Below are 14014 nucleotides of genomic sequence, written 5' to 3'. Positions count from 1 at the left end.
GGGCTCATTTTTGCAAAAAAATGCTGCTCGGTTTTGTCCATTCATTTAGGATTAATTATGGCCCGCAAGACCCCCATTGAGCGCTATCGTAATATCGGTATCTCCGCTCACATCGATGCAGGTAAGACGACCACGACCGAGCGCGTCCTGTTCTACACAGGCGTGAACCACAAGCTGGGCGAAGTCCATGATGGCGCTGCCACCACCGACTGGATGGCACAGGAGCAAGAGCGCGGTATCACGATTACCTCGGCTGCTGTTACGTGCTTCTGGAAAGGCATGGCTAACAACTTCCCAGCTCACCACATCAACATCATCGACACCCCAGGCCACGTTGACTTCACCATTGAAGTGGAACGTTCGATGCGCGTGTTGGATGGCGCCTGCATGGTTTACTGTGCAGTCGGCGGCGTGCAGCCACAATCGGAAACGGTATGGCGTCAGGCTAACAAGTACAAAGTGCCACGTCTGGCCTTCGTGAACAAGATGGACCGTACCGGCGCCAACTTCTTCAAGGTCTACGATCAGATGCGTTCGCGTCTGAAAGCCAACCCAGTACCTATTCAGATGCCTATCGGCGCTGAAGACGTCTTCACCGGTGTTATCGATCTGGTCAAGATGAAAGCGGTTATCTGGGACGACGCTTCGCAAGGCATGAAGTTTGAATACGAAGACATTCCTGCACACCTGGCCGCTGATGCTGCCAAGTGGCGCGAGAACATGGTTGAAGCCGCTGCTGAAGCGTCGGAAGACCTGATGAACAAGTACCTGGAAGAAGGCGACCTGTCGGAAGCCGAGATCAAGGCTGCTCTGCGTCAACGTACCATCGCCAGCGAAATCGTTCCAATGCTGTGCGGTACCGCCTTTAAAAACAAGGGCGTACAAGCCATGTTGGACGCGGTCATCGAGTACCTGCCATCGCCAATCGACATTCCGCCAGTACCTGGTCTGGATGAAGATGAACAGCCTGTCGAGCGTAAAGCTGACGACGACGAGAAATTCTCTGCGCTGGCATTCAAAATCGCAACTGATCCGTTCGTGGGTCAGCTGTGCTTCATCCGTTGCTACTCGGGTACCCTGAATTCGGGCGACTCGGTGTTGAACTCCGTGAAGCAGAAGAAAGAGCGTATCGGCCGTATCGTGCAGATGCAAGCGAACGAACGCGAAGAAATCAAGGAAATGCGCGCTGGCGACATCGCCGCCGTTGTGGGTCTGAAAGACACCACCACTGGCGATACGCTTTGCGACGACAAGGCAAGCGTGGTTCTGGAGCGCATGGTCTTCCCTGAGCCAGTGATTTCGCAAGCGGTTGAGCCAAAAACCAAGGCCGACCAGGAAAAAATGGGCTTGGCGCTGAACCGTCTGGCAGCAGAAGATCCATCGTTCCGCGTGCGTACCGATGAAGAATCGGGCCAGACCATCATCGCCGGTATGGGCGAGTTGCATCTGGACATCATCGTTGACCGCATGAAGCGCGAATTTAACGTTGAAGCCACCGTCGGCAAGCCACAAGTGGCTTACCGCGAAACGATCCGTAAAGTGTGCGAAGAGTCGGAAGGCAAATTCGTCAAGCAATCGGGTGGTCGTGGTCAATACGGTCACGTGGTTCTGAAGATCGAACCGCAAGAACCGGGCAAGGGCTTTGAATTCGTTGACGCGATCAAGGGCGGTACCGTTCCTCGCGAATACATCCCTGCAGTTGAAAAAGGTGTGCGCGACACGCTGACTTCGGGCGTGATGGCTGGCTACCCAGTCGTTGACGTGAAAGTCACGCTGTTCTTCGGTTCGTACCATGATGTTGACTCGAACGAAAATGCATTCCGCATGGCCGCTTCGATGGCATTCAAAGATGGCTGCCGCAAAGCATCGCCAGTCATCCTGGAGCCGATGATGGCCGTGGAAGTGGAAACGCCGGAAGACTACGCCGGTACCGTGATGGGCGATCTGTCGTCGCGTCGCGGCATGGTGCAAGGTATGGATGAAATTGCTGGCGGTGGCGGCAAGATCATCAAGGCCGAAGTGCCTCTGTCGGAAATGTTCGGCTACGCTACGTCGTTGCGTTCGTCGACCCAAGGTCGTGCGACTTACACGATGGAATTCAAGCACTATGCTGAAGCACCTAAGCATGTGACTGAAGCAATCGTAAGCTCGAAAGCTAAGTAATAGAAGTTCCGGGCCGGCTTTCACGAGAATGCCGGTCCCTACATTTAAATCATTGTTCTAAGGAAGAATAAAATGGCAAAAGGTAAATTCGAACGGACCAAGCCGCACGTCAACGTCGGCACCATCGGCCACGTCGACCACGGTAAAACCACGCTGACCGCTGCAATCGCAACGGTTCTGTCGAAGAAATTCGGCGGCGAAGCTAAAGCATACGACCAGATCGATGCAGCTCCAGAAGAAAAAGCGCGCGGTATCACGATTAACACCGCCCACGTCGAGTACGAAACGGAAACGCGTCACTACGCGCACGTTGACTGCCCAGGCCACGCCGATTACATCAAAAACATGATTACCGGTGCTGCCCAGATGGACGGCGCGATCCTGGTGTGCTCCGCAGCTGACGGCCCAATGCCACAGACCCGCGAACACATCCTGCTGGCCCGCCAAGTTGGCGTTCCATACATCATCGTGTTCCTGAACAAGTGCGACCTGGTCGACGACGCAGAGCTGCTGGAACTGGTTGAAATGGAAGTGCGCGAGCTGTTGTCGAAGTACGAATTCCCAGGCGACGACCTGCCAATCATCAAAGGTTCGGCACGTATGGCGTTGGAAGGCAAAGAAGGCGAAATGGGCGTTGACGCAGTGCTGCGTCTGGCCGATGCGCTGGATGCATACATCCCAACGCCAGAGCGCGCTGTTGACGGTGCGTTCCTGATGCCAGTAGAAGACGTGTTCTCGATCTCGGGTCGCGGTACCGTTGTGACCGGTCGTATCGAGCGCGGCATTGTTAAAGTCGGCGAAGAGATCGAAATCGTTGGTATCACCGATACCGTCAAAACGACTTGCACCGGCGTGGAGATGTTCCGCAAGCTGCTGGACCAAGGTCAAGCAGGCGACAACGTTGGTCTGCTGCTGCGCGGCACCAAGCGTGAAGACGTGCAACGTGGTCAAGTTCTGGCAAAGCCAGGCTCGATCAAGCCGCATGCTCACTTCACCGGCGAGATCTATGTTCTGTCGAAAGACGAAGGCGGCCGTCATACGCCATTCTTCAACAACTATCGTCCACAGTTCTACTTCCGCACGACGGACGTAACCGGTTCGATCGAGTTGCCAGCAGACAAAGAAATGGTCATGCCAGGCGATAACGTGTCGATCACCGTCAAGCTGATCAACCCGATCGCGATGGAAGAAGGTCTGCGCTTCGCTATCCGCGAAGGCGGCCGTACCGTCGGCGCCGGCGTGGTTGCCAAAATCATCGCTTAATTATTAAGCGATAGAAAAGAAGACGCGTCGTCGCCCGGCGCCCTTCTTTTTATTCAACTGCCGGGGTTGGCAAGCATTTTGCTGCTATCATGTCGACCCTGACGGTTGTAGCGTCAGAAATTCCCGTATGACCTCATTGCCGTGCAGACCGCGCGGTTCGTTCTTTTAAGGAAATATCATGTCGGCACCAAACCAAAAAATCCGTATCCGCCTGAAGGCTTTCGATTACAAGCTGATCGACCAGTCCGCTCTGGAAATCGTTGAAACCGCGAAGCGCACCGGCGCTGTCGTCAAAGGCCCAGTACCACTGCCTACCCGTATTCAACGTTTCGATGTGCTGCGTTCCCCGCACGTCAACAAAACTTCGCGCGATCAGTTCGAGATCCGTACGCACCAACGCCTGATGGACATCGTTGACCCAACGGACAAAACCGTTGACGCGCTGATGAAGCTGGACCTGCCAGCTGGTGTTGATGTCGAAATCAAACTGCAATAAGAGTTTTCAGGGCAGCTGACAACACCGTAGCATCAGGTATTGACAGCTGTTCCAGGCCGGCGGGGTGTCCCGCTGCCTGATGATGGGGCCGGGCCTGCTCACGATCGTGAGTGCGCCCGGCCCCATTGCTATTGGTGCCTGCCCAGTACTGGCGCCACCTGCCTGCGTGCAAAATCGCTTTACAGTGCTGCAGCCCGTCGATAAAGTTGCTGCATGCTCAATGCCCTCGATACCCACCTGTTAAATGCGACTCCACGCCAGCGCTTGCGCGGCTGGCCGCGCTTCCTGACCGAATTCCTGTATTTCGGCATTAAGGAGGCGAGGTCGTGCCTGTTCGTGGGGCTGTTTTTTGCTGCCGTGTTCCTGGTGCCGCGCGCCGGCCTGTTCGGCCTGCCGCGCTATGACGTGCTGCTGCTGGTGGCGCTGGCGATCCAGGCCGCAATGGTCTGGAGCGGACTGGAAACGTGGGATGAGCTGAAAGCCATTTGCCTGTTCCATGCGGTGGGCTTTGCGCTGGAAGTATTCAAGGTATCGGGGACGATCCAGTCTTGGAGCTATCCCGACTTTGCCTATACCAAAGTGTTCGGCGTTCCCCTGTTTTCGGGATTCATGTATGCGGCGGTCGGCAGCTACATCATCCAGACCTGGCGCCTGCTCGACATGCGGATTCGCCACCATCCGCCATACTGGATGGCGGTGCTGATCGCTGTGCTGATCTACGCCAACTTCTTTACTCACCATTACATCGGCGACTATCGCTGGTACCTGGCCGCCTGCGCGCTGGGCTTGTATGCGCGCACCACTGTGGTGTTCCGTCCGCTCGACCGCGACCGCAGCATGCCCTTGCTGCTCGGTTTCGTGCTGGTCGGTTTCTTTATCTGGCTGGCTGAAAACATCAGCACTTTCTGGGGCGTGTGGCGCTATCCGAACCAGCTTGGCGCCTGGTCGGTGGTGCATGTCAGCAAATGGAGCTCCTGGTCGCTGCTGGTGGTGATGACGTTCACCATCGTGGCCCACCTCAAGCACATCAAGGCCAGCATCCACGTCGCCCAGCCCTAGGCCGGGCCCGGGAGTTGCTTATTGCAGGCTGGCCGCCACCGCGTCGAAGCGCGCGCCCAATGCGGCCTGCGGACCGCCTTGCAACTGCCTGGCGTACTGGCGCAGCACTTCCGCCGAATACGTGCGCGACGCGGACGACAGCTTCGGCAGCAACGGCAGCACGCGTTCCAGGTAGCCCGTGCCTTCCTGCCACTTGCCTTGCGCGGCCAGGGCCGACGCCAGTTCCACCATGCGGCGGCCGACGCGCGCATCGCTGCGTGGCTGCGCCGCTTCTTCCGTGGCCAGCGCTTGCCGGTACAGTTGCTCCGCTTCGGCATTCTTGCCCTGCAAGCGCTTGATGCGGCCCAGGTTGTATTGGCGCTGCGAGAGGATGTCCGCGCTGGCTCCGGCCTGCTCGGCGCTGCGCAGCGCCTGTACGCAAGCCAGTTCCGCTTCGCCAAACTGGCCCTTGAGCTCGGCCGCGTTGCAGGCGTCTTGTTGTGCGTTGGAGGTGGTGATCGTCGCTGGCGCCGCGCAGGCGGCCAGCAGGCTGACAGCGCATAGCAGGCTGATGGTATGGTTCTTCATAGTCTCCTCGGACGGGTGTCAAACACGGTGTATCGGTGGAGTCATGCTGCGATAAATATACTATAAGTTTTTTGGGGCGGGTGGCTTTTTGCCGGTGCGCGGCAAGGTGTGCGATTGACGCCGCTTGCGTGCTTCAGGGATACTCCGGGTCTGTCCACTACTGCGTGCCGCCGCCATGTCCAAGACTGTCCTGATCGTGGAAGATGAACAGGCGATTGCCGACAGCATCGCCTATGCCTTGCGCACGGACGGCTTTGCGCCGCGCCATGTGATGTTGGGTGAGCAAGCCCTGGCCGCGCTGCGTCCAACGCCCGGCGAAGCCGCGCAGATGCCCGTTCTGGTGGTGCTCGACGTGGGCTTGCCCGACATGAGCGGACTGGAAGTGTGCCGCCGGCTGCGCCAGTTTTCCGAGGTGCCGGTGATCTTCCTGACGGCCCGCAGCGATGAGATCGACCGTATCGTCGGCCTGGAAATCGGCGCCGACGATTACGTCACGAAACCGTTTTCGCCACGCGAACTGGTGGCGCGCATCCGCGTCATCCTGCGCCGCGCAGGTGTCGCGCAAGCTCCTCGCGAGACTGGCATGACGATAGTCGCGCCTGTCGCCGCGCCGGCGCGCTTCGAATTGCGCGCGCTGGAGGCGAAGGTGCTCTTTCACGGCCAGCCGCTGGACCTGACCCGCTATGAATACCTGTTGCTGAAAACCCTGCTTGCGCATCCCGGTCACGTGCTGTCGCGCGCGCAGCTGATGGAGCGCGTGTGGAGCGGGGCGCCGGACACGCTCGAGCGTACCGTCGACGCGCACGTCAAATCGCTGCGCGCCAAGCTGCGCGCCATCGATGCGCAAGTCGACCCCATCCACACCCACCGTGGCCTCGGCTACAGCCTGGCCGGCGCATGAAGATCGGCCTGCGCATCCTGCTCGGCTACTTCCTGATCGTCGGGCTGGCCGCATGGTTCCTGCTGAACGTCTTCATGGAGCAGGTCAAGCCCGGTGTGCGCTCGACCCTGGAAGACACCCTGGTCGATACTTCGCAGCTGTTGGCCAGCCTGGTGGCGCCCGACGTGAAGGCGGGCAGCCTGGCGCAGTCGCCCGTGGCAGAACGCATGCAGGATTACGCGCGCCATGGCGTGGACGTCAATATCAACGGTGTGCGCAAGCGCACGCTCGATTACCGCATCACCATCACGGACCGGCATGGCATCGTGTTGTTCGATTCCAGCGGGCGCGACGTGGGGCGCGACTATTCGCGCTGGAATGACGTGTACCTCACCTTGCAGGGCAAGTATGGCGCGCGCAGCACGCGCAGCCGGCCAGACGACGAGATGTCGACGGTCATGCACGTGGCCGCGCCGATTCGCGACGGCAATGAGGTGATCGGCGTGCTGACGGTGGCCAAGCCGAATGCCAGCGTGCAGGCGTTTGTCGAACGCAGCCAGCGCAAGATACTGCAGCGCGGTGCCGTGCTGTTGCTGCTGTCGCTGCTGATCGGCCTGGCATTCGCCTGGTGGCTGCACCATGCGCTGGGCAAGCTGATGCATTACATCGGCGATGTGGACGCAGGGCGCAAGGTGGCGCTGCCGGCGCTGGGCCAGAACGAGATCGGCACCCTGGGGCGGGCGCTGGAGGCGATGCGCACGCGCCTGGAGGGCAAGGAGTATGTGGAGCAGCTGATGCACACGCTGGCGCATGAATTGAAGAGCCCGATCGCCGCCATCCAGGCTTCGGCCGAGTTGCTGCAGGAAGACATGCCGCCGGCCGAACGTCGCCAGTTCCTTGCCAGCATCCTGGAGCAGAATGCGCGCCAGCGGCAACTGATCGACAAGCTGCTGGCCCTGGTGCGCGTGGAAAAGCAGCAGCGCCTGGATAACCCCGAGCGTATCGCGCTGGCGCCCCTGCTGGCGCAAGTGGCGCAGGATGCGGCCGCCACCCTGGCGGCGCGCGGCGTGCGTCTGCAGCTGCAGCACGACGAGGCGAGCGTGGCGGGCGACCCCCTGTTGCTGCGCCAGGCGCTGGGCAACTTGCTCGATAACGCGGCCGGCTTTGCCCCGCCCGGCAGCTGCATCGACCTGACGGCGCGGCGCCAGGGCAGCCAGGTGGAAATTGCCGTGCGTGACCGCGGCGCGGGCATCCCCGCATATGCGCTCGAACGCGTCTTCGAGCGCTTCTATTCCTTGCCGCGCCCGAGCGCCGGCAAGAGCACGGGATTGGGCCTGCCCTTCGTGCGCGAGGTCGCTTCCCTGCATGGCGGCACGGTCGAGGTGCTCAATCATGCGGAAGGCGGTGCCTGCGCGTGCCTGTGTCTGCCGTTGGCCTAGCGCACTTTATTTACAGGCTTCACACAGACTGCATCGTCAGCGCATACAGCTTCCCTACACTGGCCGCCTTACTTCAAGGATGCGCCATGCAAAAAACTCTCTTAGTCAAAGCGTTGATCGTGTTCGGCCTGATGTTGCTGATCGGCCTGCCTTTGCTGATGATTCAGGAAACGATCAAGGAGCGGATGGAATTCCGCCAGGAAGCCGTCAATAGCATCGCCGCCGATTCGGTGCGCGAACAAACCATTATCGGCCCCATCCTCGTGATTCCCTACACGGAGCAGTACGACGAGCGCGTGGAAGTGGCCAAGGGCGATGACAAGGAAGCGAAAGCGCCTGTGCGCACGGAGTTGCTGCGCCGTTTGGTGCAGCGCCGCCTTATCGTGTACCCGAACGATTTGCAGATCAACGGCAACATCGAGACGGACCGCCGTTACCGCGGCATCCACCAGGTGCTGGTCTACAGCGGCCAGCATGCGTTCAAGGGCGACTTCACGGTGCCGGCCAGCAGCCAGTTGCCGCGCAAGTCGCCGGACTCGCGCTTGACCCTGGGTCAGCCTTTCGTCGCCCTCTCCATCGAGGACGTGCGCGGCATCCGCAATATCCCGAAAATCGACTGGGGCGGACAAAAGATCGAGTTCGAGCAGGGTACCGACCTGTTTGCCTTCCGCAGCGGCTTGCATGCGCCGCTGGGCGCCATGCCTCTGGCGGCACCGCAGCAGGTGCGCTTCAGCTTTGACCTGGGCCTCGATGGCATCGAACGCCAGCATTTCGTGCCGGTGGCCAAGAACAGCCAGATCCAGATCAAGTCGAACTGGCCCCATCCGCAGTTTGGCGGGCGCTTCCTGCCGTCGCCGAAGAATCGCCAGATCGATGCCCAGGGTTTCAATGTAGCGTGGAACATCTCGTCGCTGGCCACCAATGCGCAAACGCAGCTGAGCACGATCGAAGGGGAATTCAAGGTGCCCGACAGCGCCCCGTTGGGCCAGATTGACCGCTTCAGCGTGGGCTTCATCGAGCCGGTCAATGTGTATTCGCAATCGGACCGGGCCACGAAATATGGCTTGCTGTTCGTGGCGCTGACCTTTGCCGCCTTCTTCATCTTTGAAATCCTGAAAAGCCTGCCGATCCACCCGGTGCAATATTTGCTGGTGGGCCTGTCGCTGGTGATCTTCTTCCTGCTGCTGGTGGGCCTGGCCGAGCATATCGCCTTCCTGGCCGCCTATCTGATCGCCAGCGCCGCCTGTATCGTGCTGACCAGCTTTTACCTGGTGCACGTGCTGCACAACGCCTGGCGCGGCATCGGCTTCGGCGTGGCGCTGACCTTGCTGTATGGCGCCCTGTATGGTTTGCTGAGCTCGGAAAACAATGCGCTGGTAATGGGCAGCATCCTGCTGTTCGCCGTGCTGGCCGTCATCATGGTGGCGACGCGCAAGGTGAACTGGTATCAGATTGGCAAAGGAGCGCCGCAAGAGTAAGGACCACTCGGGCGCCATGCGTTGCCTTGCAGTCAGCCCGGACGGAGATATGTCCGGGCTGACTTTTTTATTTGGCGCCGGAAAAACGCGGCGCCGTTAATTGGTAGCTGGTTGGTATTGTTTACGGTATTCTATTGGCATTGCTTTTTAAGTAATGGCGGTGCCGCGGCGCCTGCCCGGGGCGGTGCGAGGGTGGCGTGTCGTCCTGGTTGTTCTTCCATCTGATAAACGGAGATGAACTATGATCAAGAAGACGATGGCTTTCCTGTTTGCGCTGGGTATGAGCGCCTCGTATGCCATGGCTGGCAATGATTGCACGCTGGAGTGCGCCGTTCGGGCCAATACGTGCTCGGGCGGCATGCCCGGTTCGGCGTCGAGCCCCATCTGCGAGATGATCTACAAGCATTGCATCGAGCAGTGCAAGGTCTGAGCTGAGCTGCCCACAAGGGGACGCCAAGCCTGATTCATGAGGGAAAGAGGGCGCGTACGCCGTGTACGCGCCCTTGTTGTTTCTGCGGCCGCCAGTGACTTGCCGCCAAGGGCACCCGGTGGGGCAGGCCGCATGCCGCAATGCTTTGCGTTCGTTAAGTTGCCTTATGGCAGGGTTTTTCAGGCGCTCCGACAACTCCTGCAGGGGCGTCGCGCAACACTTTGACATACCTCGTGTTAACTTGTTGCGTCAAGGGTTTTTGTGCTATATACTAGCCGGCTTCGGTATGGATTCGTCTTTTTTGAGTCCTACGTTACTTTGTAGTTAAACAAGCCCCGCCCAATCGCAGGTGGGAATGGAGAAAAAATGAGCCTAGGCCTTCTCGGTCGCAAGGTTGGTATGATGCGCATTTTCACGGATGAAGGGGATTCGATTCCTGTCACCGTGTTGGACGTATCGAACAACCGTGTTGCGCAAATCAAAACCCCTGAAACAGATGGTTACTCCGCTGTTCAGGTCGCATTCGGTCAACGTCGCGCTTCCCGCGTGACCAAAGCTGTTGCTGGTCATCACGCTAAAGCTGGTGTTGAAGCCGGTACTCTGTTGAAAGAGTTCCGCGTTGACGCTGCTAAAGCCGCTGAACTGAAAGCTGGCGATGTTGTCGCTGCTTCCCTGTTCGAAGTCGGTCAAAAGATCGACGTGCAAGGCGTTACCATCGGTAAAGGCTATGCAGGCGTTATCAAACGTTACCACTTCGCTTCTGGCCGTGCAACGCACGGTAACTCGCGTTCGCATAACGTTCCAGGTTCCATCGGTATGGCGCAAGATCCAGGTCGCGTTTTCCCTGGTAAGCGCATGACCGGTCATCTGGGTGACGTTAACCGTACGATCCAGAACCTCGTGATCGCCCGTATCGATGCCGACCGTCAGCTGTTGCTGGTCAAAGGCGCGATTCCAGGTGCGAAAAATGGCCAGGTAGTTGTCTCGCCAGCCATCAAAACCAAAGCCAAGAAGGGAGCTTAAACGATGGAACTCAAGCTTCTGAATGCGCAAGGTCAAGCCGCCTCGAACGTTGCTGCAGCCGATACGATTTTCGGCCGTGACTACAATGAAGCGCTGATCCACCAAGTCGTCATCGCTTATCAAGCGAATGCACGTAGTGGTAACCGCAAGCAAAAAGACCGTGAAGAAGTTCACCACACGACGAAAAAGCCATGGCGCCAAAAAGGTACCGGCCGCGCTCGTGCTGGTATGTCGTCGTCGCCACTGTGGCGCGGCGGTGGTCGGATTTTCCCGAACTCGCCTGACGAAAACTTCACCCACAAAGTGAACAAAAAAATGTATCGCGCAGGTATCTGCTCGATCCTGTCGCAGCTGGCTCGCGAAGAGCGCCTGATCGTCATCGACGATCTGACGATCGACGCGCCAAAAACCAAGCTGCTGTCGCAAAAATTGAACGGCCTGGGCTTTGATTCGGTTCTGATCATCACCGACGTTCTGAACGAAAACCTGGAACTGGCATCGCGCAACCTGCCTAACGTACTCGTCGTTGAGCCACGTCACGCAGACCCGATGTCCCTGGTGTTCTACAAGAAGATCCTGGTCACCAAAGCTGCATTGGCCAAGATTGAGGAGATGCTGGCATGAGCGCGATTTTGAAACATAGCGAAGAACGCTTGATGAAGGTGCTGTTGGCGCCCGTGATTTCCGAAAAGGCCACCATGGTCGCGGAAAAGAACGAGCAAATTGTATTCCGCGTACTGCCGGATGCAACCAAGCCTGAAATCAAGGCAGCGGTCGAACTGCTGTTCAAGGTTGAAGTTCTGTCCGTGCAAACTGCAAACCGCGAAGGTAAGCAAAAGCGCACCGGCAAGTTCAACGGTCGTCGTAACCATACCAAGCGTGCTTTCGTGTGCCTGAAGCCTGGCCAGGAAATCAACTTCTCCGAGGAGGCTGCATAATGGCACTCGTTAAGATGAAACCAACCTCGCCAGGCCGTCGCGGCATGGTAAAGGTGGTGAATGCCGACCTGTACAAAGGTCGTCCGTTCGCTGCCCTGGTTGAAAAGAAATCCAAGACCGCTGGTCGTAACAACAACGGTCACATCACCACCCGTCATATCGGTGGTGGTCATAAGCAACACTATCGCTTGATCGACTTCAAGCGCACCAAAGATGGTATTCCAGCGAAAGTGGAACGTATCGAATACGATCCAAACCGCACCGCGAATATCGCTCTGTTGTGCTACGCCGACGGCGAACGTCACTACATCATCGCAACCAAAGGCATGGCCGTTGGCGACAGCGTGATGAACGGTTCGGAAGCACCGATCAAATCGGGTAACTGCTTGCCAATCCGTAACATCCCAGTCGGTACCGTGATGCATTGCGTCGAAATGCTGCCAGGTAAAGGTGCCCAAATGGCACGTACCGCCGGCGCTGGCGTTGTGCTGATGGCGCGTGAAGGTACCTACGCTCAAGTGCGTCTGCGCTCGGGCGAAGTACGTCGCGTGCACATCGAGTGCCGTGCAACGGTTGGTGAAGTCGGCAATGCCGAGCACAGCCTGCGTAAAATCGGTAAAGCTGGTGCGATGCGCTGGCGCGGTGTTCGTCCTACCGTTCGCGGTGTGGTCATGAACCCGGTCGATCACCCGCACGGTGGTGGTGAAGGTAAAACAGCAGCTGGTCGTCATCCAGTTTCGCCTTGGGGCCAACAGACTAAGGGTAAGAAGACACGCAGCAACAAGCGTACTACTTCCATGATCGTCTCGCGCCGCGGCAAGAAATAAGGGGTAGCACATGACACGTTCATTGAAAAAAGGGCCGTTCTGTGACGCCCACCTGGTGAAAAAAGTTGAAGCCGCGCAAGCAGCCAAAGACAAAAAGCCAATCAAAACCTGGTCGCGTCGTTCGACAATCATGCCTGACTTCATCGGCCTGACGATCGCGGTGCATAACGGCAAGCTGCACGTGCCGGTTTATGTTTCCGAAAACATGGTTGGTCACAAGCTCGGCGAATTCGCACTGACCCGTACGTTCAAGGGCCATGCAGCTGACAAAAAGGCTAAGAAATAATGGAAACTAAAGCTATCCTCAAAGGTGTGCGCCTGTCGGACCAAAAGGGCCGCCTGGTTGCTGACCTGATCCGTGGCAAGAAAGTTGACGCTGCACTCAACATCTTGCAATTCAGCCCGAAAAAAGGTGCTGCGATCATCAAACGCGTTCTGGAATCCGCTATTGCGAATGCCGAGCACAATGATGGCGCGGACATCGACGAATTGTTCGTGAAAACGATCTACGTCGAAAAGGGCCCCGTCCTGAAGCGCTTCACCGCGCGTGCAAAAGGCCGTGGCGACCGTATTTCGAAACAATCCTGTCACGTTTACGTGACTGTCGGTAACTAAGGAGCCACGATGGGTCAGAAAATTCATCCAACCGGTTTCCGTCTGGCGGTCACCCGTAACTGGGCTTCGCGCTGGTATGCAGGCAACGGTAATTTCGCTGCCATGCTGAACGAAGACTTGAAAGCACGTGCTTACCTGAAAAAGAAACTGAAGAACGCTTCCGTTGGCCGCATCGTTATCGAGCGCCCAGCCAAGAACGCGCGCTTCACGATCTACAGCTCGCGTCCAGGCGTGGTCATTGGTAAAAAAGGCGAAGACATCGAAGTACTGAAGTCCGCGCTGACCAAGATCATGGGCGTGCCTGTTCACGTGAACATCGAAGAAATTCGCAAGCCAGAAATCGACTCGCAACTGATCGCCGACTCGATCGCTCAGCAGCTGGAAAAACGGATCATGTTCCGCCGCGCCATGAAGCGTGCAATGCAAAATGCAATGCGCCTGGGTGCTCTCGGTATCAAGATCATGTCGTCCGGCCGTCTGAACGGTATCGAAATCGCACGTAAAGAGTGGTACCGCGAAGGCCGCGTGCCTCTGCATACCCTGCGCGCCGATATCGATTACGGTACCAGCGAAGCGTCGACCACCTACGGCATCATCGGTGTCAAGGTGTGGGTATACAAAGGTGACCGCGCGCCTAACGGCGATGCACCAGTCATCGATACCCCAGCTGACGAGAAGAAAAGCCGCGGCCCACGCCGTGACGATGGCAAGCCAGCTGGCCGTCCACGTCCAGCCGGTGCCGGTGCGAAACCATCCACAGCACCAGGTGCACGTGTGCGTACCGCCGCTAAACCGGCCGCCGCAGCAGCACCAGCTGAGAAAGCAGGAGAATAATC

The 14014-nt window shown here is 58.2% G+C and carries 16 protein-coding genes; 15 read left to right on the top strand and 1 reads right to left on the bottom strand.

Going from position 1 to position 14014, the window contains the following annotated elements; translation table 11 throughout:
- The first annotated feature begins 57 nt into the window (after nt 1-57).
- From fusA to O0881_RS17835, 4 genes are all read left to right on the top strand, one after another.
- Entirely contained in the window at nt 58-2163 is a 2106-nt protein-coding gene (fusA, locus tag O0881_RS17850; protein ID WP_077398827.1) for an elongation factor G, read from the top strand.
- Between the two features lie 72 nt (nt 2164-2235).
- Nucleotides 2236-3426: an elongation factor Tu gene (tuf, locus tag O0881_RS17845; RefSeq protein ID WP_077398776.1), complete on the top strand. Its 1191-nt coding sequence runs from the start codon at nt 2236-2238 to the stop codon at nt 3424-3426.
- Nucleotides 3427-3604: 178 nt separating this feature from the next.
- Nucleotides 3605-3922: a 30S ribosomal protein S10 gene (gene rpsJ, locus O0881_RS17840; protein WP_010394389.1), complete on the top strand. Its 318-nt coding sequence runs from the start codon at nt 3605-3607 to the stop codon at nt 3920-3922.
- 213 nt (nt 3923-4135) lie between these two features.
- Entirely contained in the window at nt 4136-4981 is an 846-nt protein-coding gene (locus tag O0881_RS17835) for a DUF817 domain-containing protein (protein ID WP_077398829.1), read from the top strand.
- Between the two features lie 18 nt (nt 4982-4999).
- Here O0881_RS17835 and O0881_RS17830 read toward each other — a convergent pair whose 3' ends face one another.
- Nucleotides 5000-5548 (bottom strand): tetratricopeptide repeat protein, encoded by a 549-nt coding sequence (locus O0881_RS17830; protein WP_099665741.1) that lies wholly within the window; start codon nt 5546-5548, stop codon nt 5000-5002.
- A gap of 175 nt (nt 5549-5723) precedes the next feature.
- Between O0881_RS17830 and creB the strand changes: the two genes are divergently transcribed.
- From creB to rpsC, 11 genes are all read left to right on the top strand, one after another.
- Nucleotides 5724-6449 carry a two-component system response regulator CreB gene (gene creB, locus O0881_RS17825; RefSeq protein ID WP_289905797.1) on the top strand — a complete coding sequence of 242 codons (726 nt, stop codon included), beginning with the start codon at nt 5724-5726 and terminating at the stop codon, nt 6447-6449.
- Complete coding sequence (gene creC / locus O0881_RS17820) at nt 6446-7867, top strand: two-component system sensor histidine kinase CreC (protein WP_289912400.1); 1422 nt, start codon at nt 6446-6448, stop codon at nt 7865-7867. Before creB ends, creC begins: the two co-directional genes overlap by 4 nt.
- A gap of 86 nt (nt 7868-7953) precedes the next feature.
- Nucleotides 7954-9345 carry a cell envelope integrity protein CreD gene (gene creD, locus O0881_RS17815; RefSeq protein WP_289912399.1) on the top strand — a complete coding sequence of 464 codons (1392 nt, stop codon included), beginning with the start codon at nt 7954-7956 and terminating at the stop codon, nt 9343-9345.
- A gap of 241 nt (nt 9346-9586) precedes the next feature.
- Nucleotides 9587-9775, top strand: a complete 189-nt coding sequence (locus O0881_RS17810) for a hypothetical protein (RefSeq protein ID WP_289912398.1) — start codon at nt 9587-9589, stop codon at nt 9773-9775.
- A 366-nt stretch (nt 9776-10141) separates the two neighbouring features.
- Nucleotides 10142-10798, top strand: a complete 657-nt coding sequence (gene rplC / locus O0881_RS17805) for a 50S ribosomal protein L3 (protein WP_010394393.1) — start codon at nt 10142-10144, stop codon at nt 10796-10798.
- 3 nt (nt 10799-10801) lie between these two features.
- On the top strand, nt 10802-11422 hold the full coding sequence (gene rplD, locus O0881_RS17800) for a 50S ribosomal protein L4 (protein WP_034753197.1): 621 nt from the start codon (nt 10802-10804) through the stop codon (nt 11420-11422).
- On the top strand, nt 11419-11736 hold the full coding sequence (gene rplW, locus O0881_RS17795) for a 50S ribosomal protein L23 (protein WP_010394398.1): 318 nt from the start codon (nt 11419-11421) through the stop codon (nt 11734-11736). The genes rplD and rplW overlap by 4 nt, the downstream gene beginning before the upstream one ends.
- On the top strand, nt 11736-12563 hold the full coding sequence (gene rplB / locus O0881_RS17790; RefSeq protein WP_034753198.1) for a 50S ribosomal protein L2: 828 nt from the start codon (nt 11736-11738) through the stop codon (nt 12561-12563). The genes rplW and rplB overlap by 1 nt, the downstream gene beginning before the upstream one ends.
- Before the next feature lie 10 nt (nt 12564-12573).
- Nucleotides 12574-12849 (top strand): 30S ribosomal protein S19, encoded by a 276-nt coding sequence (rpsS, locus tag O0881_RS17785; RefSeq protein WP_008444295.1) that lies wholly within the window; start codon nt 12574-12576, stop codon nt 12847-12849.
- Nucleotides 12846-13178 carry a 50S ribosomal protein L22 gene (rplV, locus tag O0881_RS17780; RefSeq protein WP_170840583.1) on the top strand — a complete coding sequence of 111 codons (333 nt, stop codon included), beginning with the start codon at nt 12846-12848 and terminating at the stop codon, nt 13176-13178. The genes rpsS and rplV overlap by 4 nt, the downstream gene beginning before the upstream one ends.
- Nucleotides 13179-13187: 9 nt before the next feature.
- Nucleotides 13188-14012: a 30S ribosomal protein S3 gene (gene rpsC, locus O0881_RS17775; protein ID WP_034753199.1), complete on the top strand. Its 825-nt coding sequence runs from the start codon at nt 13188-13190 to the stop codon at nt 14010-14012.
- Nucleotides 14013-14014: the final 2 nt, after the last annotated feature.

This window comes from Janthinobacterium sp. SUN100, assembly GCF_030397705.1.
Classification (GTDB): domain Bacteria; phylum Pseudomonadota; class Gammaproteobacteria; order Burkholderiales; family Burkholderiaceae_D; genus Janthinobacterium; species Janthinobacterium kumbetense.
Note: the sequence above shows the minus strand (reverse complement) of the source record. Positions and strands in the feature narration are given on the sequence as shown.

What these genes read in the sequence shown, in the direction of transcription:
- fusA (WP_077398827.1), top strand. Translation starts at nt 58, where the DNA reads ATGGCCCGCAAGACCCCCATTGAGCGCTATCGTAATATCGGTATCTCC.
- tuf (WP_077398776.1), top strand. Translation starts at nt 2,236, where the DNA reads ATGGCAAAAGGTAAATTCGAACGGACCAAGCCGCACGTCAACGTCGGC.
- rpsJ (WP_010394389.1), top strand. Translation starts at nt 3,605, where the DNA reads ATGTCGGCACCAAACCAAAAAATCCGTATCCGCCTGAAGGCTTTCGAT.
- O0881_RS17835 (WP_077398829.1), top strand. Translation starts at nt 4,136, where the DNA reads ATGCTCAATGCCCTCGATACCCACCTGTTAAATGCGACTCCACGCCAG.
- O0881_RS17830 (WP_099665741.1), bottom strand. Translation starts at nt 5,548, where the DNA reads ATGAAGAACCATACCATCAGCCTGCTATGCGCTGTCAGCCTGCTGGCC.
- creB (WP_289905797.1), top strand. Translation starts at nt 5,724, where the DNA reads ATGTCCAAGACTGTCCTGATCGTGGAAGATGAACAGGCGATTGCCGAC.
- creC (WP_289912400.1), top strand. Translation starts at nt 6,446, where the DNA reads ATGAAGATCGGCCTGCGCATCCTGCTCGGCTACTTCCTGATCGTCGGG.
- creD (WP_289912399.1), top strand. Translation starts at nt 7,954, where the DNA reads ATGCAAAAAACTCTCTTAGTCAAAGCGTTGATCGTGTTCGGCCTGATG.
- O0881_RS17810 (WP_289912398.1), top strand. Translation starts at nt 9,587, where the DNA reads ATGATCAAGAAGACGATGGCTTTCCTGTTTGCGCTGGGTATGAGCGCC.
- rplC (WP_010394393.1), top strand. Translation starts at nt 10,142, where the DNA reads ATGAGCCTAGGCCTTCTCGGTCGCAAGGTTGGTATGATGCGCATTTTC.
- rplD (WP_034753197.1), top strand. Translation starts at nt 10,802, where the DNA reads ATGGAACTCAAGCTTCTGAATGCGCAAGGTCAAGCCGCCTCGAACGTT.
- rplW (WP_010394398.1), top strand. Translation starts at nt 11,419, where the DNA reads ATGAGCGCGATTTTGAAACATAGCGAAGAACGCTTGATGAAGGTGCTG.
- rplB (WP_034753198.1), top strand. Translation starts at nt 11,736, where the DNA reads ATGGCACTCGTTAAGATGAAACCAACCTCGCCAGGCCGTCGCGGCATG.
- rpsS (WP_008444295.1), top strand. Translation starts at nt 12,574, where the DNA reads ATGACACGTTCATTGAAAAAAGGGCCGTTCTGTGACGCCCACCTGGTG.
- rpsC (WP_034753199.1), top strand. Translation starts at nt 13,188, where the DNA reads ATGGGTCAGAAAATTCATCCAACCGGTTTCCGTCTGGCGGTCACCCGT.